General features: G+C 69.5%; 18 protein-coding genes. 5 read left to right on the top strand and 13 right to left on the bottom strand.

All coding sequences use genetic code 11. The annotated features are described in order from the left end of the window. Position 1: 1 nt before the first annotated feature. The 8 genes from ACWIGI_RS35570 to ACWIGI_RS35605 all read right to left on the bottom strand — a co-directional run bounded on the left by ACWIGI_RS35570 (position 2) and on the right by ACWIGI_RS35605 (position 8,250). On the bottom strand, positions 2-1,567 hold the full coding sequence (locus ACWIGI_RS35570; protein WP_454207920.1) for an SMI1/KNR4 family protein: 1,566 nt from the start codon (positions 1,565-1,567) through the stop codon (positions 2-4). Positions 1,568-1,737: 170 nt separating this feature from the next. Continuing rightward, positions 1,738-3,138: an amidohydrolase gene (locus ACWIGI_RS35575; protein ID WP_454207922.1), complete on the bottom strand. Its 1,401-nt coding sequence runs from the start codon at positions 3,136-3,138 to the stop codon at positions 1,738-1,740. Continuing rightward, positions 3,135-4,121, bottom strand: a complete 987-nt coding sequence (locus ACWIGI_RS35580) for a CoA transferase (protein ID WP_454207924.1) — start codon at positions 4,119-4,121, stop codon at positions 3,135-3,137. The genes ACWIGI_RS35575 and ACWIGI_RS35580 overlap by 4 nt, the downstream gene beginning before the upstream one ends. Positions 4,122-4,387: 266 nt before the next feature. Next, positions 4,388-4,960, bottom strand: a complete 573-nt coding sequence (locus tag ACWIGI_RS35585; protein ID WP_454207926.1) for a TetR/AcrR family transcriptional regulator — start codon at positions 4,958-4,960, stop codon at positions 4,388-4,390. Between the two features lie 380 nt (positions 4,961-5,340). Next, complete coding sequence (locus ACWIGI_RS35590) at positions 5,341-5,472, bottom strand: hypothetical protein (RefSeq protein WP_454207927.1); 132 nt, start codon at positions 5,470-5,472, stop codon at positions 5,341-5,343. Positions 5,473-5,650: 178 nt separating this feature from the next. Continuing rightward, positions 5,651-6,457, bottom strand: a complete 807-nt coding sequence (locus ACWIGI_RS35595; RefSeq protein WP_454207929.1) for a TetR/AcrR family transcriptional regulator — start codon at positions 6,455-6,457, stop codon at positions 5,651-5,653. A gap of 181 nt (positions 6,458-6,638) precedes the next feature. After that, entirely contained in the window at positions 6,639-7,766 is a 1,128-nt protein-coding gene (locus ACWIGI_RS35600) for a phosphotransferase family protein (RefSeq protein ID WP_454207931.1), read from the bottom strand. Between the two features lie 37 nt (positions 7,767-7,803). Continuing rightward, positions 7,804-8,250 (bottom strand): hypothetical protein, encoded by a 447-nt coding sequence (locus ACWIGI_RS35605; protein ID WP_454207933.1) that lies wholly within the window; start codon positions 8,248-8,250, stop codon positions 7,804-7,806. A 188-nt stretch (positions 8,251-8,438) separates the two neighbouring features. On the opposite strand from ACWIGI_RS35605, the gene ACWIGI_RS35610 reads away from it, so the two are divergent. After that, the gene (locus ACWIGI_RS35610) at positions 8,439-9,248 is read left to right on the top strand and encodes an NAD(P)-dependent oxidoreductase (protein ID WP_454207935.1); all 810 of its coding nucleotides are present in this window, start codon (positions 8,439-8,441) and stop codon (positions 9,246-9,248) included. Between the two features lie 32 nt (positions 9,249-9,280). On the opposite strand, the gene ACWIGI_RS35615 is transcribed toward ACWIGI_RS35610, so the two are convergent. Together ACWIGI_RS35615 and ACWIGI_RS35620 are read right to left on the bottom strand one after the other, a co-directional pair. Further along, the gene (locus ACWIGI_RS35615; protein WP_454207937.1) at positions 9,281-9,667 is read right to left on the bottom strand and encodes a DUF427 domain-containing protein; all 387 of its coding nucleotides are present in this window, start codon (positions 9,665-9,667) and stop codon (positions 9,281-9,283) included. A gap of 43 nt (positions 9,668-9,710) precedes the next feature. After that, the gene (locus ACWIGI_RS35620; RefSeq protein WP_454207939.1) at positions 9,711-10,622 is read right to left on the bottom strand and encodes an acyl-CoA thioesterase; all 912 of its coding nucleotides are present in this window, start codon (positions 10,620-10,622) and stop codon (positions 9,711-9,713) included. A 150-nt stretch (positions 10,623-10,772) separates the two neighbouring features. Between ACWIGI_RS35620 and ACWIGI_RS35625 the strand changes: the two genes are divergently transcribed. After that, positions 10,773-12,311 (top strand): AMP-binding protein, encoded by a 1,539-nt coding sequence (locus tag ACWIGI_RS35625; RefSeq protein ID WP_454207941.1) that lies wholly within the window; start codon positions 10,773-10,775, stop codon positions 12,309-12,311. A gap of 34 nt (positions 12,312-12,345) precedes the next feature. Next, entirely contained in the window at positions 12,346-13,539 is a 1,194-nt protein-coding gene (locus tag ACWIGI_RS35630) for an amidohydrolase family protein (RefSeq protein WP_454207943.1), read from the top strand. Between the two features lie 44 nt (positions 13,540-13,583). Here the strand turns inward: ACWIGI_RS35630 and ACWIGI_RS35635 are convergent, their stop codons facing one another. Beyond that, positions 13,584-14,429 carry an LLM class flavin-dependent oxidoreductase gene (locus ACWIGI_RS35635; protein ID WP_454207945.1) on the bottom strand — a complete coding sequence of 282 codons (846 nt, stop codon included), beginning with the start codon at positions 14,427-14,429 and terminating at the stop codon, positions 13,584-13,586. Between the two features lie 105 nt (positions 14,430-14,534). Here ACWIGI_RS35635 and ACWIGI_RS35640 point away from each other — a divergent pair, with 105 nt between their 5' ends. Beyond that, entirely contained in the window at positions 14,535-14,882 is a 348-nt protein-coding gene (locus ACWIGI_RS35640) for a hypothetical protein (RefSeq protein ID WP_454207946.1), read from the top strand. 35 nt (positions 14,883-14,917) lie between these two features. Beyond that, the gene (locus tag ACWIGI_RS35645; protein WP_454207948.1) at positions 14,918-16,567 is read left to right on the top strand and encodes a thiolase C-terminal domain-containing protein; all 1,650 of its coding nucleotides are present in this window, start codon (positions 14,918-14,920) and stop codon (positions 16,565-16,567) included. Here the strand turns inward: ACWIGI_RS35645 and ACWIGI_RS35650 are convergent, their stop codons facing one another. Together ACWIGI_RS35650 and ACWIGI_RS35655 are read right to left on the bottom strand one after the other, a co-directional pair. Beyond that, entirely contained in the window at positions 16,568-17,011 is a 444-nt protein-coding gene (locus ACWIGI_RS35650; RefSeq protein WP_454207950.1) for an SRPBCC family protein, read from the bottom strand. It abuts the gene before it with no gap. A gap of 414 nt (positions 17,012-17,425) precedes the next feature. Further along, complete coding sequence (locus tag ACWIGI_RS35655; protein ID WP_454207952.1) at positions 17,426-18,151, bottom strand: SDR family NAD(P)-dependent oxidoreductase; 726 nt, start codon at positions 18,149-18,151, stop codon at positions 17,426-17,428. Between the last annotated feature and the right edge of the window lie 76 nt (positions 18,152-18,227).

An 18,227-nucleotide genomic window follows, 5' to 3' on the forward strand; every position in this document is an offset into this window, starting at 1 on the left:
GCTATCGACAGCTGTCGAGCCGGCGCTGACCCTCCCGGTGGGCTTCCCCGCGATCGCGCCACCGTTGTCCGGCAACGGCATTCAGCTGGTCGAAGACCTCACCGAGCCGGTCGGCGGCCACGGCGAGCGCGCACAGGCGTTCGGCGAGGCCGGGCGCCGGGGTGTCATCGGCGTGGAGCGCCCGGGTCAGCAGGACGGTGAGCGCCGTCCGATCCGATGCGGACGGGTCGGCGGCGAGCAGGGTGTCGAGGGCGTCCGGGGTGATGTCGATCGTGGCGATCTCGAGCAGCGGGGCGAGTTCGGCGGCGTCGGTCTCGGGGAGCAGGGTCACGAAGCGCCGCCGCAGGTCGGGCTCGGCCGGGGCGAGGGCGTCGAGCACCGCCCACCGGTCGAAGCCGGTTCGCTGCGGGCTCGCCGCGCCGGTGGCCGCCTGGAAACTCGGCTCGGTGTCGAGCATGGTCGCCGCGAGCGCCAGATTGACGGCGCTGCGGTCGGATTCGGGGAAGGCGCTCAGTTCGAAGTCGATCAGTTCCCGCCACCGCCGGGCGAGAATCAGCGCTACCGGCACGCCGGTCGGCGGCAACAGCGCGGACGCCCGTTCGAGGATCCGGTCGCCCGCGGTGGGTGCGGCGCCGAGCAGTTCGTCGCGCATCAACCGGCCGATGTAGCGCGTGAACTTCCCGTATCGGTGTCCCCTGGGATACCCGAAGTCGTGCGGTGCGTCCAGTCGCTCGCGCGCCTCGATCAACGTGGCGAGATCCAGCCCGTCGCAGATCTTTTCGGCCTCGGCCTGCCGCACCCGGTGTCGTAGCCATTCGATGGTCAGGTCCAGGAAGTCGCCGGGAGCGGGATCCAGCGGGCCGGCGGGCGCAGGCGGGAACCAGGCGGTCCCGGTGAGCGGCAGCCATTCTCCCGCGTCGAAGAACTCCCCGCGGGTGTCCCGGTAGCAGTACTCGCCCTCGGCCGGTTCCAGCAGAGCGCCGTCGTAGCCGGAGCTGTCGAACCACACCGACCCCGCCCACGGCCCGTTGATCACCAGCCGGGCGATGATGTGGCTGCGCGTGGCGCCCAGATCGACGGTGCCGTCCGTCGCTTCGGCGCCCGCGGGCAGATCGAAGAACGCGTCTCGCGGGTCCTCGAACTGCCCGTAGAACTCCCCGGGCCCGCAGTCGAAGAAGTCCTCGCCCTCCTCGTCTTCCCATTCGCTGATCTGCTCGGTCCATCCCGCCCACGGCCGGTCCAGCACGAACGGCTCCCCGGACCGCTCCCCGGCCTGCTCCGCGAAAGGCGTGGGCCCGTAACCCATCAGCCCGTGCGCGGGCTCCCCGAACTCGAGCAGATACCGCCGGTATCCCTCCGGCAGCCGCGAGCCCAGCCGCTGTTCGAGCTCGGCGACGACGTGTTCGTCGACCGGCGGCCAACAGCTCCGCCACGCTCGGGGGTCGCTGGGCCGCAATGCGGCCCACCGATCCAGGAGTTCCCGGATCAGCCCGATCCGCTCGTCGATCCGCCCGCTCTCCAGCGGCCGCCGCACACTGACGGGCTCGACCGTCGCACCTTCACGCACGGCGCGAATCTACTACCGCCGCATGGGGGTACGAGGACCAGCCCGTCCGGTCCCGGGACGCGGGCGCGCACCCGGAGGCGGCAGCGACCGGCCAGCCGTCGAGATTGCCACAGGAGACTGCGGGCCGGTGCGGCGGCGGCCGGAGCACTCCGCGCTCAGAGCCGTCGGAGTCAGTGGCGGGTCGTGTGCCAGCGGCCCTCGATCACGACCCCGCGTACCGCTGTGCCGTCGAGTTGTTCGAGGGCTGCCGACAGCGGGACGTCCAGGAGGCACAGGTCGGCGGGGGCGCCGGGGGTGACCGTGCGTGGGGGGCCGCCCGGATCGGAGGGAGCGCCGAGGTAGGCGGACAGGGCCGTTTTCGGGGACACCCGTTCGGATTTCGCCAGCACCTTCCCGGTGCGGGTTGTGCGGTCTACCGCGGCACGCATGTTCGCCCAGGGGTCCAGGGGGCCGTGGGGTGCGTCGCTGGACAGGGCCACCGGAACGCCCGCGCGGAGCAGGCGGGCGTGCGGGTAGAGGTGCTCCAGATCGTCGGGGGCGACCTCGCGCCGGTAGTGGTCGCCGCGATCGTGGAGGAAGCCGGGCTGGGTCACCACGGCCACGCCCAGGGACGCCATCCGGGCGGCCACGCCCTCGGGCACCACCGCCGCGTGCTCGATGCGATCTCCGGGCACGGTGCCGACATCGTCGAATACGGCCAGGGTCAACAGGAGTGAGATTCGGGTGACGCAGTGCACCGCGACGGGACGACCGATTCGGTGTGTGGCAGCGACCGTGGCGGCGAGCGAGTCGTAGTCGGGCAGGTCGTGGTCGCGCAGCAGCAGTTTGCGTGGACCGACCGTGAATCCCGGTCCGGTTGCCCGGTCCGTGCCGAGCAGCGTAACCTGTTGCGGCAGTGCGCTGTCGGCGCGGGCGGCGGTGAGAATCGTGAGGGCATCCGAGTCCAGATCGGGTGTCGCGTCGGTGACCCCGGTGATCCCCGCGCGGGTGAGCGCCCGCCCGACCGCGTGCAGCGCGGGTGGATCATCGGGGAGCGCCGCACGCAGGCGTCCGTCGTAGCGCCAGAGCCTGCCGGTGGGCTCTCCGTTCCCGTCGCGTTCCACGTCCGGAGAGTCGTCGAGCACGCCCGCCACCCGCTGCAGCGCAAGCGAGTTCAGCATCCACAGTGCCCCGCTGCGATGTTGGATCCGGACCGGCCGATCCTCACACAGCCGGTCGACGACATGACGGTCAAGGGTTCCGGCTACCGACTCGTGGTACCCGACGCCGCGCACCCACCCCGCCCCGCCGTCCCCCCGCAGCGCCGCGCGCAGGCCCCGCAGCCCGCGCACCGCTCGTGGCCCGCAGTCCACCGATCGCAGCGCGGCGGCCATGGCCAGCAGATGCACATGGTGGTCGTGCAACCCCGGCAGCAGCGCACCACCCGCCCCGTCGATCACTTCGTCGTACTGTCCCCGCGGCACCTGCCCAACCGTCACGACGTGCTCCCCGCGCACCAGGACGTCCGCGTGTGCGCCCGCGACCTCGACATCGCGAAACAGGATGGACCCCAGCGTGTTCGCCGCACTCATCGTCCGGCCACCTCGCGCCCGAACGCGGCGTTGTCCGCGCCGAGCGATCCGGCCGGGCCCGGGGCACGTCGGGCGCACGGTGGGTCGACCGGATACCGGCCCTCGGCCGATTCCACCCACCATCGCTCACCAGACCGGTACACGGAGTGCTCTTCGACGATGCCCGTTGCCGTTTCGGCCGAGACATGGAGCATCGAGACGTCGATCAAGCGGGCGTTCTCGGCCAGCAGTGCCGAGGCGGCCGCCTCGGCGGCGCATATACCGGTCAGCGGGTCCGCCAGCGCGTCCCCGCACGGCAGCACCGCGTCGTTGTCGGTGATGACGAGCCCGGCTGCGGCCGCCACGTCGTCGCCGAATCCGATGGCGTCGCTGTCGCGCCCGCGGGCGGTGATCGAGAGCCAGGACGTGCCCTGCGCGACGCAGGCGGCGGCGTCGATGCCTAGCTGGCGCAGTGCTCGCGGTCGGGAACCCTCCAGGACCAGATCCGCCGCTGCGATGAGACGCCGGAGCCGGTCGATATCGAGGGGGTCGCGAAAGTTCAAGCAGAGCATGGAATGTCCGTGACGAAGTAGGTCGAAGAACCCGGGTGCGCCTCGGCGTGCGCCGTCGGGTCGAGCGCGGCTCTCGACCTTGATCACGCGGGCGCCACCGAGTCCGAGCAGGTGCGCGCACAGCGGCCCGGCCCACAGCGCGGTCAGGTCCACCACGATCGGGTGGGTCCGGCGATGGGTGCGGCGCCCGAACTCGGTGACGAGTACCCCGGCACGAGAACGGCGTTCGGGCGCGGGCACCGCGGCGCCGGCCAACCCCAGCAGCCGCACCCGTGCCGCCGCGGCCTCGGTCGAGTGCTCGGCCGCCCATCGAGTGACCGCCTGCCACGGAGCATCGTCGGGCACCGCGTCTTCGGTCAACGCGGGAAGAAGATCGAGGTCCTCCGCACGCGGCAGCGACAGCCCCAGGTGCCCGTCCGCCGTCCGCAGCACACGGAAGGCCCCACCACACGATTCGGGCCCGCGCCGAGTCAAACCCGCGAGCGCCGCCCGCTCGCCGAGCACGCCGACACCGGGCAGATCCGGCCACTCTCCCGTTCGCTCCCAGGTCCATTGCCTCGTACTCGCCAGCGCCCGCTCTACCCGCTGAGCCGGTGCCCCGGGCACGCCGAGCGGTGGGCCACCGGGGAGCCCGGTGAGTTCCATCGCCCCGGAGGCCGCCCACGCCCGCAGTGGTGATCGCTCCGTCCCGAGGCCCGTCACGACAGGTCGAGCGGGGGAGTGAAGGCGGCGCCGAACAGCGCCCGGGCATCGTTCGCGACCCGGGCGCTCTGTGCCCGGTGACCGCATTTGCCGAGCGCGAGCGCGAGCATGGCGACGGCGAGCATGAGGTGCTCGGCGGTCAAATGGGGGCCGAGTTGGCCACTGGCCCGGGCCCGTTCGTAGATGCGGATGATGATCCGGCGGACCCGATCGTCGAGCCATGCCACGCGCGGATCGGCGCGATGGGTCATGAGCAACTCGGTCAGCGCGGCAGCGGACGTGGCGGCGGCGGTCACGATGTCGAGCAAATCGTCCAGGGTGCTGTCGCGGCGCGCGTCGAGCAGTTCGAAAGCCGTGATGTCTGATTCGAAGACCGCGACGGCCAATTCGATCCGGTCGGGGAAGTGGCGGTACATGGTGCCGTGCCCCACGCCCGCGCGTTTGGCGATCTCATTGAGCGAGGCGCCGAACCCTATCTCGGCGAACGCCTCTCGTGCGGCCCTGAGCAGCGCCCGCCGATTGGCAGGCGCGACGGCCGGTCCACGATTGCTCCGGTATCGACTCGGCACGAGGCTCAGCGTAGTACCGTTGCGGCCAATCCGGACGATACTGTCCGGATTGGCTCGGCGGCCACCGGCGCCGTTGCCGGTGCCCGGGGGGTGGTCGGTGACGAAGGTGCACGACCACCCCCCGAGGGTCCCGGTGGGGCGGCAAACCGGGACGCCGCCGCCATGCCGGCGTCCGGGACGCTCTGCAGGAAGAGCGAATCCGGAACTGGTTGCGGGGCCGGCACGGGCGGCGAGTTCCGAAGAACTCGGCGCAACCGGACAATGTTGTCCGGTTAGATGCGAGTCTGCTGCACGAAGTGCCGTGGCGTCAAGACCGAATTCGACTTCGCTTTCACCGGCACTCGAATCCCGCGCACGAGTGCGGGTTTCGCATCGAGCCCTCACCGGCCACGGCGGGCCGCTCGCGCGGTCGCGACAGCCGTCTTGACCTTGAATACGGCGGTCAGCACGCGCACGGTGACGGGCATGAGCACCCGCTGCAGGCGTTGGCCACGGGAGGGCTGATTCGTCATGACGGACTCCGATCTCGGCCGGATGCACGACATCCACGGCCGGTGAAAACAGAACAACTGGTAGTATTACAGTTACAGGTACAATACCTGTGGAGCCCTACTTTGGACAGCATGCGAATCGCCGGGCGACCCGTATCGGATCGCCCGGCGATGACGGCGGTTCGGTGCGACCGGCGGCCTATGTCGCGCTGACGGCCTTCTTCGTGGCGCGTGTGTGTGGCGAGGACTGCCGGGCCCGCGACGATGAAGCCGCCTTCGCGGGCTTGCGCGCGGGTGCGCCGGCGGTGAGAGATCGCTCGGCCTGTTCGAGGATGCAGTCGAGTCCGAATTCGAAGTTGTGGTCGTCGGGCATGCCGCTGTGCAGGCCTCGCTCCTCCGCCTCGGCCAGCAGGGGAGTGTCGCCGGGCGTGATCGTCAGCTGCTCGTAATATGCGCGAGGTTCCGCGTCCGCTTCGGGACTGCGATCTCGAAGTCGCTGCAGCACAACCGATCCGTGCACATGCAATTGAATCGCCGAATACGTGTCGACCGCGCCGTCCGAGGTGAATCCGGCCGCCACCAGTTCCGCGATCACCCGTTCGGTGGCCTGCGCGCCGAGCAGCGCGGCCTCCGAGCTGAGCGAGGAGCGGATCAGCACCAGATCGCACAGAATCGGATTGGCGCGGAACACATCCCGCATGGTGCGTGCGTGCTCGCCCAGCGCGGCCCGCCAGTTCCCGGATCGAATCCGGTTCGCGGCGAACAGTTCTTCCGCGTGTGTGCTCAGCGCGCTGTCGGTCATGGCGTTGAGCAGGTCGTCCTTCTTGCGGAAGTACCAGTAGATGCTGGTCACCCCGACGTCGAGATGTTTGCCGAGCATCGGCATGCTCAGCTTGTCGATCCCGACCTGTCCCGCGAGATCGAAAGCGCCGTCGAGGATATCGCCGGGGTTCAGCGAACCTCGCTCTCGCCGGGGCCGTTTCTCCACGGTTGCACGCTTCGCCATTACTTCGACCACCTCCATGAGGTCCTTCGTCACATCGGCACGACGCGCCCCGCAACAGGCTGTCCGATGCCGATCGTATGTATCACGGTAAATAGTACCGCTGCACCTTCGGTTAACTCGCGCCCAGGAGCCCCCACCGGTTCCGGCTCCTCGAATTGCGTTCTCCGCCTATCGATCGCGACTACAGCAGGCGCGCCAGCGTCCCGAACCCATCGTGCGCCTCGACCGCGGCTACCGCCCGTTCCACACCGACCCGCGAGACCGCCGCCGGCTGCATGCGATCACCTGCCTCGGCGGTGCACACGGCGGCGAGGAACAGCTCGGTGGTGGCCGCGCGGTAGCAGGTCCACAGCCACTGACCATCCACCCGGACCCCGTGCCGCGCCAGCCCTTGCTCGTACCGCTCGACCAGCTCACGCTCGATGCCACGCAACAGCTCGGGTTCCACCGAGGCGCAGGCGAAATAGGCGACATCGCGAATCCCGGCCCCGGCGCCGGCGATCTGCCAATCCAGGAAGCCCGGCTCGGCCCCCTGGAAGAACAGGTTGCCCAGATGCGGATCACCGTGCGTGAGGGTGCGCGGCTGGGCCGCCCAGAACGCGTCGATCTCCCCGGCGCGTTCGAAGAACATCCGTGCTCGGCGTTTCATCGGCGCGGGGATCAGATCGGCGGCGTGGCCCTTGATGTCGCGCAGGAAGACTCGGCGGATGAGGGTGCCCAAGCGGATCTCGGCGGCTGTGCGCCGGGTCAGCGGCGCCAGATCCGCGCCGAAGCGCGCGGACTCCCAGTAGCTCCCGTGCAGCGCGGCCATCGCGTCGGCAACAGCGAACGCCTCGGCCGCGCTGACCGATTCGCGCACCGTCCTGAATCGAGCCGATCCGGCCAGGTCCTCGAGGAGCAGGACGCTTCGACGGCCGCCCGCGCCTACCCCGGAATAGTGACAGCGCGGCACCCGCACGGGTGGAGTCTCGCCCAATGCCCGATAGGCGAGCACCTCCCGCACACCGAGCCCGAACAGATTCAGCAGCACGTGCTGGGTGTAGTCGCGCGGCGGCAGCTTCAGGAACAGGCTCGCCGGAACGTCGTCACCGTCGAGACCGATGCGGACCCGAGCCGCAGTGCCCGAATCCGCGTCGAGCACCCGGAATCCGCGAATCCCGTCCGCGCGCACTCCGAGTGCCGTGCACAACCACCGCGTGGTCAGCTCCTCGGCCCGCCGGGGCAGCTCACCCCCGCGGCCGGTCCGCTCGAACCCGGTCCGGACCACCTCGCGCCCGATGCCCGCCAACCCCAGGGCGGATCTCAGCATCGGACGCTCATCCCGGGAGTCCCGCTCCGCCGGGAATTCACGCGACCAGGCTGTCGGGCTCGAGCGGAGCGAAGAAGGCGCTCATTCCACTGCCGCTCAGCGCGTCCCCGAGTGCGACGAAATCGTAGGACTCCGGCTGCTTCACGGATCCGCGCCCCAGCCCGGCCAGCACTTCGTGGTGGCCCTCGGGCAGCAGCCTCGCCCGCATGCGTGCCATGTCGTAGTCGACCGCGTCGCGATACCGCTCCACGTACGCGCACATCAGGTGCAGGCACAGTTGCTGCGCGGGCGTGGCGGGGAACGGTTCGAGACCCTGTGCCAGCGTGTTTCGCGTCGCGTCGAAGGTCTGGGCGACGTAGTACATGAACACCGGCCGCGGGCTGTGCAGGATTTTCGCGCGGACCCCGTCGGCGAGGGTGTCCGCCGCGGTGATCAGCGCCTCGCGGATCCGCGGCCGGATGACGGTGAAGTTGTCGTCGCTCATGATCTCTCCCGATTACGACCATGTGATGCGCGCCGTGTACCCGGGAACCGGACACACCCGCGATCATCTATGGTATTACAAACTGTAAGACAGACAATTGACCCGTTCAAGGGTCTCTCGATCTCATCGAATCCCGGAACCGCCACTGCCGATCCGGGTTCGTTCGCCGAACGACAGGAGTGCCGCCCATGTCCGAGGTCATCGGTTTCGTCGGAGCGGGCCAGATGGGCGAACCGATGGTTGCCCGGCTGCTGCGCTCCGGACACGAGGTGGTGGCGTTCGCGCGCCGCACGTCCGTGCGAGAACGCTTGCGCGCCATGGGTGCCGACGTGGTCGACTCGGTGGCCGAGGTCGCGGTGCGCGGGAACATCATCATCGTCTGCGTGTACTCCGACGAACAGGTCACCGAAGTGCTCGGTGGTCCGGACGGAGTGCTCGCGCACGCCGCGCCCGAGGCCATGGTCGTCTCGCACACCACCGGATCCCCGTCCACCGTGCGCGAATTCGCCGCCGCGTGCCCCGACGGGCCGATCCTGCTGGACGGACCGGTCAGCGGTTCGCCCCTGGACATCGCCGAGGGCACGCTGACCGTGCTGCTCGGCGGGCCGGCCCCGGCGGTCGCCGCGGTCACCCCCGTGCTGGGCGCCTACGCGAGCACCATCGTGCCCACCGGCGGCCTGGGCAGCGCGTTGACGGTGAAACTGCTGAACAACGCCCTGTTCGCGGCCAACGCGCAGTTGGCCACCACCACCCTGCGGGTGGGCCGCGAACTCGGTATCGAGGAGGACGATCTGCTGCGCGCGCTGCTCGTGTGCAGCGGGCGCAGTCACGCGGCGGGCACCATCCATACCGCCGGGGGCACCACGGGTTTCGAGCACGTCGTGGTGCGGTACCTGCGCAAGGATGTCGCGGCCTGCTTCACCGCGGCCGCCGAACTCGGCATCGACCTCGGCCCGCTGGCCACCGCCATCGACGGTGGGCCGTTCCAGATGCGCTGAGCGCCCGCGCCGTACGCGCTCGCGGACGGCGTTCATGACGGTCGCTTGACCGCCGGAACCGCGACGCCGACCTCCACCCGCACCTGGTTCTGATAGAAGGCCAGGTGCCCGCGCAGTATCGCGACTTCGGTGTGCGGCTGTGGATACTCCCACGCGATGGGCTCGGTCCCGCCGATCTCGCGCCAGTACCGCGCCTCACCCTTGAACGGGCACCGCGAGGTGCCCACCGCGGGCTCGAGCAGATCGAAGCGCACATCGGCGGCGGGCAGATAGAACACGATGCCGTGATCCTGTTCGGCCACCAGCAGGGCGCTGCTCGACTCCGCCAGCACGATGCCGTCCCGGGTGGCCCGCACGAGATTGCGCACGCGGCTCACATCGACCCGGTAGTCCGGCCATTCGAGATACCCCGACTCCATCATCTCTCCCCTTCCGCCGGGCCGGCTTCCGGCCCGATGCTGTTCACAAACGAGTTCCCGAATCCGGTACGCCCGACGCGGGGAACGCCCGCACCATGGCGTGCACGCCGTAGGAGGCGACCAGCTCGCCCTGCTCGGTGTAGATCCGCCCGTCACCCTGGGCATGCCCGCGCCCGGCGTACACCACGCGGGTCGCGTACAGCAGCCATCGGCTCACATCGACGTCGTCGTGAAAGGTGATCGTGGCCATGGTGATTCCGGTGGAGATCGAATGGTGTGCCATGGCTTCGCTGAAACCGGCGTGCGGGCGCAGCGCCGCGGCCACGGTCCAGTGCGTTGTCGACTGCGCGAGCAGCGCGGCGTGCAGCTCCGGCCGGTCCGGCGCGTCCCGGAAACGCGTCCACACGAACAACTCCGCCGGACCGGTCTGCTCGCGGTACGGGTCGTAGGCGTCGTCCACCACCCGCATGTCCCGCCCGCGCACGACGCCGCCGGGAATGTCGAGCGGGCGCAACAGCTCCGGCGCGGTGACCCGCGGCATCGGTTCGGCCGAGCGGATCAGATCGGGCGCGCCCGCGTCCAGCAGCACCACGCCGGTGGCGCACTGTTTGTCGCCCTGGATCACCCGCGCCTGCGCGGTCGACAGCACCCGCCCGGCGTGCGGCACCTCGAGGGCCACGGTCAGCGGTTCATCATGTCGGGCGACCCGGGAGAACACCATCGACACCGAGGTGACCCGTTGCGCCGGAACGGCCTTCGCCGCGGCGACCACGGTCGCGCCCAGCAGCTGCCCGGCCTCGACGACATTGCGCTCGGTCGGCCCGTGCGCCGGGGCGAGATACCGGCCGCCGGGTTCGGGGCGCACGTCCATCAGCCGCAGCAGTTCGCCCTGATCCCACTCCCGGACGGGGGAGTTCGCACCGGCCCGGGGTGCGGAGTCTGTCCGGCCGGCCATGGTGCTCCTAGCTCCGAAGTTCGGCGAATGAATATCGGATTCTCATTCGTGAGAATAACATATCCATTCGGGTGTGCCCGCAAGTCGAGCCGCCCCTGACATCGATGCGCCCGGCGCATCGTTCGGTGCCGGATATGGGAGATCATCGAAATGCGCAAGGTGCCAACGGATCTGGTGGAGCGGTATCTGGCCGAGGGGTGGTGGACCGACGAATCACTGGGTGACCTGCTGGCCCGGGGCCTGGCCGCGGCCCCCGGGGAACGCTTCGAAGTGCATTCGGAGACGCGGCCGTGGTCCGGCCGGATCAGCGACGTCGAGACCGTCGCCCGGCGCCTGGCCGCCGGGCTCTCCGCGCGGGGTGTGAAGGCGGGGGACCGGGTCGCCTTCCAGCTCCCCAACTGGATGGAGGCCGCGGCGACCTTCTGGGCCTCGGCGCTGCTGGGCGCGGTGGTGGTGCCGATCGTGCACTTCTACGGCCGCAAGGAGGTCGGGTACATCCTCGAGACCACCCGCCCCAAGGCGTTCATCACCCTCGAACGGTTCGGCGCCCTCGAGTTCGACCCCGCCGTCTACGCGGACGTGCCCGTGGTGGGCGTGGTCGGCCGCGACTTCGACGATCTGCTCGCCGACGAGCCCATGATCGGCGTGGCGGCGGTCGATCCCGACGCGCCCGCGCTCATCGCCTTCACTTCCGGCACGACCCGGGATCCCAAGGGCGTCATCCACTCCCATCGCACCCTGGGCTTCGAGACCCGTCAGCTCGGCGGTCACTATCCCGACGACTTCGGCCCGCAGCTGACCGCCGCGCCCGTCGGGCACTTCATCGGCATGGTCAACGCGCTGCTCATCTCGGTGCTCAACGCGGCCCCGATCCACCTGCTCGACGTGTGGAACCCCGAACGCGCACTGGCGTTGATGACCGAATTCGGCGTGAACGTCGCCGGCGGCGTGCCGTACTACATGACGAGCCTGATCGATCATCCCGACTTCACCCCCGGCCACCTGCGCTACATGCGCTACGCGGGAATGGGCGGCGCCCCGGTGCCGGCCGCGGTGACCACCCGCCTGACCGACCTCGGCATCATCGTGTACCGCTCCTACGGCAGCACCGAGCACCCCTCGGTGACCGCGTCCAAACACACCGCGGCACTCGGCAAACGCCTGTACACCGACGGAGATCCCATGCCGGGGGTGGAGATTCGCCTCACCGAGGACGGGGAGATCGTGAGCCGGGGCCCGGACCTGTGCCTGGGCTACACCGACCCCGAGCTCACCGACCGCGCCTTCGACGCCGACGGCTGGTACCACACCGGCGACATCGGGGTCCTGGACGCGGACGGCTACCTGAGCATCACCGACCGCACCACCGACCTGATCATCCGCGGCGGCGAGAACATCAGCGCGGTGGAGGTCGAGGAGGTGCTCCTGGGGCTGCCCGCGGTGGCCGAGGCCGCCGTGGTCGCCGCCCCCGACGCCCGGCTCGGCGAGCACGCCGCCGCGGTGCTGCGCCTGCGCCCGGGCCGGGACGCCCCGACCCTCGACGAGGTCCGCGCGCACTTCGCCGCACAGGGCCTGGCGAAACAGAAATGGCCCGAGGAACTTCGGGTGGTCGACGACTTCCCGCGCACGCCCAGCGGCAAGGTGCAGAAGTTCCGCCTCCGGCAAGACATTGCCTCCGACCAAGCGTGAGAATACGATTCTCTGTGAAGCGAAGGAGATTCTCATGACCAAGGTCGATCTGCCGTATCAGTTGTTCGACGCCGACAACCACCTGTACGAGACCGAAGAGTCCCTGACCCGGTACCTCCCCAAGGAGTACGAGGGGGCCATCAAGTACGTGGAGATCAACGGCCGCAAGAAGATCGCCGTCCTGGGCCAGATCAGCGAATACATCCCCAACCCCACGTTCGACTACGTCGCCGCGCCCGGGGCCATGGAGGACTACTTCAAGAACGGCAATCCCGAGGGCAAGAGCAAGCGCGAGATCTTCGGCAGGGCCATCCCGGCGCAGGACGCGTTCCGCAATCCCGAAGCGCGCCTGAAGGTCATGGACGACCTCCAGCTGCATCGCGCGCTGATGTTCCCCACCCTGGCCAGCCTCATCGAAGAGCGCATGCGCGACTACCCGGATCTCATTCACGCCGTGGTGCATTCGCTCAACCGCTGGATGCTCGACGACTGGGGCCAGAACGGCAACTTCGTGCACTCGGACCGCATCTTCAACGTGCCGGTCATCAGCCTGCCGATCGTGGAGAAGGCGATCGAAGAGCTGGAATGGTGTGTCGAGCGCGGCGCCAAGGCGATTCTGGTGCGTCCCGCGCCGGTGCCGGGCCTGCGCGGCATGCGCTCGTTCGCGCTGCCGGAATTCGATCCCTTCTGGAAGAAGGTCGTCGAGCACGACGTGCTGGTCACCATGCACTCCTCGGATTCGGGGTACTCGCGCTACGGCGCGGAGTGGGACGGGACCAGCCTCGAGATGCTGCCCTTCCAGACCAACACGTTCCAGATGACCATGGCCTGGCGGCCGGTCACCGACGCGGTCGCGTCCTGGGTGTGTCACGGCGCGCTGTTCCGTTTCCCCGAACTCAAGATCGCCGTCATCGAGAACGGCTGCTCGTGGCTGGCGCCGCTGCTCGAGACGCTGCACGACACGCACAAGAAGGCGCCCGAGGGCTTCGGATTCAACGATCCGGTCGAGGCGCTCAAGCGCAGCCTGTACGTCAGCCCGTTCTGGGAAGAGGATCTGCAGGCGACCGCGGACATGATCGGCGCGGATCACGTGCTGTTCGGTTCGGACTGGCCGCACCCGGAGGGCCTGGCCGAACCGGCGCGCTACATCCACGAGATCAAGGACATGACGCTCGCCGATCAGCAGCTGATCATGGGCGGCAACCTGGCGCGACTGCTCAACGTGTGAGCCCGCGGGCCGGGCGGTCCGCACCGCCCGGCCCGGATCCGGCGTCAGCGCGGAAAGCCTGCGATGACCGAATCGCCGAACGCGGCCAGGGTTTTCGGGTCCGCGAAGTCGGCGAACCAGACGTAGAAGCGCTGCACGCCACGATCGGCGAGGGCGGTGAAATGTGCGCGCAGGACTTCGGCGTCACCGCACACCAGGCCGCCGCCGAGATAGCCGAACCGGCGTTCGGCGGTCTCACGCACCGAACTCTCCTGGGCGCCCGGGGCGACGAAGGCCACCATCTGCTGAATCGACACCCGGGCCGGGCCCACCCGGCCCGCCAGCTCGGTCAGCCGATCCAGGTGTGTCGCGGGCAGATTCCACCAGGTCGCGTGTTCGCGCGCCAGCTCGAGCAGGCGCGGCCCGGTGCCGCCGAGCACGAGCGGAATCGGCGTCGCCGGGCGCGGCGGCAGCTCCGGCTCCCGTGCCGGGTCCCAGTACCCCACCAGCAGGTCGATCGTCTGCTCCAGTCGCGTATGACGCTGTGCGGCAATCGCTTCGGTGATTCCGAACTGGACCAGCTCGGCGGGCACCGATCCGGAGCCGAGGCCGAGTTCGAATCGCCCGCCGGTCGCCTCCTGCAGGGTGACGGCCTGTTTGGCCAGCACCGCCGGATGCCGGAACGCGTCGCACAGCACCAGGTGGCCGATGCGCAGCCGGGTGGTGCGCGCGGCCACCCAGGTCGCGACCGTCATCGCCTCCCACATCGGCTGGGCGGGCGCGCCCGGGGCGACGAGGTGGTCGATGAAGGCCATCCCGTCGAATCCGGCATCCTCGGCGGCCCGGGCCCGATCGACGATATCCGTTATGCCCATGCGGATCTGGGGCAGGAACAGGAACCACTCGGTCATCGGCACATCCTCGGTGATCGGGAGACGGTCGGCGCGGGCCACCGTCCAGAAACGATATTTCCCATTCGAGAGAATGGCATATTCAGCGAGCGAAAGGCCGGGCCGATGTTCATGCACGTGACCTCCACCCCCTATCCGGACCGGGTGGACGAGTTCGACCACTGGTACTCGAGCGTGCACGTACCCGACATGCTCGCGGTCCCGGCGGTGAAGTCCTGCAGGCGCTTTCGCCTCGTGAGCGCCGACGGTCCGGTGCGGTTCCTGGCCGTCTACGAGTTCGACGGACACGACCCGGCCGCACTGCTGGCCGAGCTGGTGGCCAGATCCGCCGACGGCAGGATGCGCCCCGGCAGCGCCTCGGACCCGACCGCCGCCCTCGTCGAATTCTGGGAATCCTGCGCCGTGGAATCGGGTGCCGATGCCCTCGACTCCACGGCCCCCCGAAATCACTGAACGCCTTGATATCAGGGCCAACCGAAGGAGTACACGTGAGCACCGCGCACCGCCCCGTGCCGTCACTGACGCCCGAGAACGAATTCTTCTGGACCTCGGGCGCGGACGGGCGACTCCGGATCCAGGAGTGCCGGTCCTGCACGGCGCTCATCCATCCGCCGCAGCCGGTGTGCCGCTACTGCCACGGCCGGGACATGGGCGTGCGCGAGGTTTCCGGCCGGGCCACGCTCATCGGGTTCACCGAGAACCACCGCTTCTCGCTGCCCGGACTGCCCGCGCCCTACGTGGTCGCGCAGGTGGCGCTCGTGGAGGATGCGCGGGTTCGCCTGACCACCAACGTCATCGAGTGCGCGGCGGCGGATCTGGCCCTGGGCATGGCGATGGAGGTGGTCTTCGAACAGGTCGAACAGGTGTGGCTGCCGCTGTTCCGGCCCGGCGCCGGCGCGCCCGACCCGCTCCCGGTCGACGAGATCGAACCCACCGCGATGCGGGATCACGTGCGGCCCATGGCAAACCGAGAGAAGTTCGAGGACAGGGTCGCGCTGACCGGGATCGGCATGTCACCGATCGGACGCCGCCTCATGGTGAGTCCGCTCGCGCTCACCGTGCAGGCGGCCGAGGCCGCGGTCGCCGACGCTGGACTGCGGCTCGAGGACATCGACGGCCTGTCCACCTACCCGGGTCCGGGCCTGCCTGGGCCGTTCGGGGAGGGCGGCGTCACCGCGCTGGAGACCGCCCTGGGCATCCGGCCCACCTGGTACAACGGCGGACTGGACACCTTCGGGCCCGGCGGTTCGGTGATCGCGGCCATGCTCGCGGTGGCCTCCGGGCTGGCGCGGCACGTGCTGTGCTTCCGCACCGTCTGGGAGTCGACCTACGCGGAACTGATTCGCACCGGCCGGATGCCGGCGCCCGCCCCGCGCGCCGAGGGCTGGATCGCCCCGTTCGGGGCCACCTCGGCCGCGCACACCCTCGCCCAGAACGCCCAGCGGCACTTCCACCGCTACGGCACCGACCGCGAAACCCTGGGCTGGATCGCGCTCAATCAGCGCGCCAATGCCGCCCTGGACCCGACTGCGATCTACCGCGACCCGCTCACCATGGACGACTACCTGTCCGCCCGCCCGATCACCACGCCGTTCGGACTCTACGACTGCGACGTCCCCTGCGACGGCGCCGTCGCGGTCATCGTGTCGGCTCGCGAGGCCGCGGCCGACCTGGCGCAGCCCCCGGTTCTGGTCGAGGCGGTCGGCACCCAGATCATCGAACGCCTCGCCTGGGATCAGAGCACGCTCACCCACGAGCCGCAGGTTCTGGGCCAGGCCGCGCACCTGTGGTCGCGCACCGACCTGCGCCCCGCGGACGTCGACGTGGCCGAGCTCTACGACGGGTTCACCTTCAACTGCCTGTCCTGGATCGAAGCCCTCGGCTTCTGCGGTATCGGCGAGGCGAAAGACTTTCTCGCCCAAGGCAAGAACATCGCTCGTGACGGGGTGCTGCCGCTGAACACCCACGGCGGTCAGCTCTCGCACGGCAGAACACACGGCATGGGCCTGATCCACGAGGCCGTGGTCCAGCTGCGCGGCCAGGGCGGGCCGCGCCAGATTCCGGACGCCCGCGTCGCGGTCACCAGCAGTGGCGGCCTGACGCCGAGCGGGGTGCTGCTGCTGCGCGCCGATCGCTGATCAGCTCGCGAGCGCGCCCGCCATCGCCCCCAATTGCCCCAGGGTGCAATCCAATTGCGTGTGGCTGTGCTTCTCGACCAGCGGGGCGTCCTCACCCGTGAGGGTCGTCCCGGTCAGCACCACGCTCGCGGTGACCTCGGTGCCGTGCTCGGTCCCGGTCAGCCAGTAGGTCAGGTCGCAGTGCACGCCGGACCGCGCCGTGCCGTACAGCCGGACCTTGCGCGCCTCGTCCAGCCGCGCGACGACCCACTCGATCTCCTCGACCATCCCGTACAGCAGGATCTCGGCGGTGAAGCGCGCGCCCTCGTCCAGCCGCTCGGGCGGGGTGGTGAGGAACTCCCGATGCGTCGCGACCCAGTGTTCCCACGTCGCCGGCGTGGTGATGGTGGCGAACAACGCCTCGGGCGTACCCGGGACTTCCCGCGATATGACGATGGTGCGCACAGCTGCTCCTCGGAGTAGTTCGATGCAGCGGTCGACCAGTCGCCGATGACTGTGTCCCGCAACGTATTCGGATCATCGACTGACTCCCCCGAGCCGATGCGGGTGATCTTGACACACCGGAAACGGGAGTTCAAGGCCGGGTTTTGCGTGCGCGAACAAATGAAATCTCATCGGCAAGAATGGCATTCGCAATAATGCGAAAGCCCCACGAAGAAGGGTGTTGCGGTCCCGATTCGGGGGCTCTCGGGCCTGTTTCAGGGGCCGTGAAATTCGTTCGGAGAGACGTGATTTCAGCCCCTGAAACGCGCCGTCCGGAGGTTGCCGGCCACCCTCGCCGCAGTACCGACGGCGGCACGGGAGATTGGCGTCAAGAGCGGTTGCCGGAGGGCTCGCGTCGACGAACCGGTGCGCCCGTCACCAGGGCACGGTTCCTGCGTCATCGAAGAATCCGCCGCTCGGTCCATCGCCGGGCAGGGTCGCGAGCCGAATCGCGATGGCAGCGCCCTGTTCCGGTGTCCGCACGCCGGTGAAACCGTTGAGGTCGGTGGCGGTGAAGCCCGGGCAGGCGCAGTTGATCAGGATCCCGGTGTCGCCCAGTTCCCGGGCGTACTGGATCGTGAGGGCGTTGAGGAAGGTCTTCGAGGCCAGGTAGGCGACGGGAACCGGACCCATGTCACTGCCCGGCGCGGTCTGCAGCGCGAGCGACCCGACACTGCTGGACACGTTGACGATCCGCGGCGCGGACGAGACGCGCAGCATCGGCAACATCGCGTTGGTGACCCGGGCGACCCCGATCACGTTGGTCTCCACGACGGTTCGCACGGTCGCGGGATCGAGCGCGGCCGCGGTCTGCGGCAGCGCGCCGGTGATCGCGGCGTTGTTGACCAGAACGTCGAGTCCGCCGGCGCGCTCGGCGATCACCTCCGCCGCCGCGGCGACGCTGTCGTCGTCGGTCACGTCGAGCGGTACCCCGAACGCGTCGACGCCGGCCGCGCGCAGTTTCTCCACCGCGACGTCCCGGCGGTGCGAATCGCGCGCGCCCACACCGATACGCCAGCCGAGCGCTCCCAGCCCGGCGGCGATCTCGTATCCAATGCCCTTGTTCGCGCCGGTCACCAGCGCGGTCATCTGCTCACTCACGTCCCCGATCCTGCTGCGGCCCCGGCTGTTGCGTCCAAGACCGATCGGGTGATCGGCGATACCCCACGGGTATCGA

The organism is Nocardia sp. NPDC055321 (assembly GCF_053645575.1).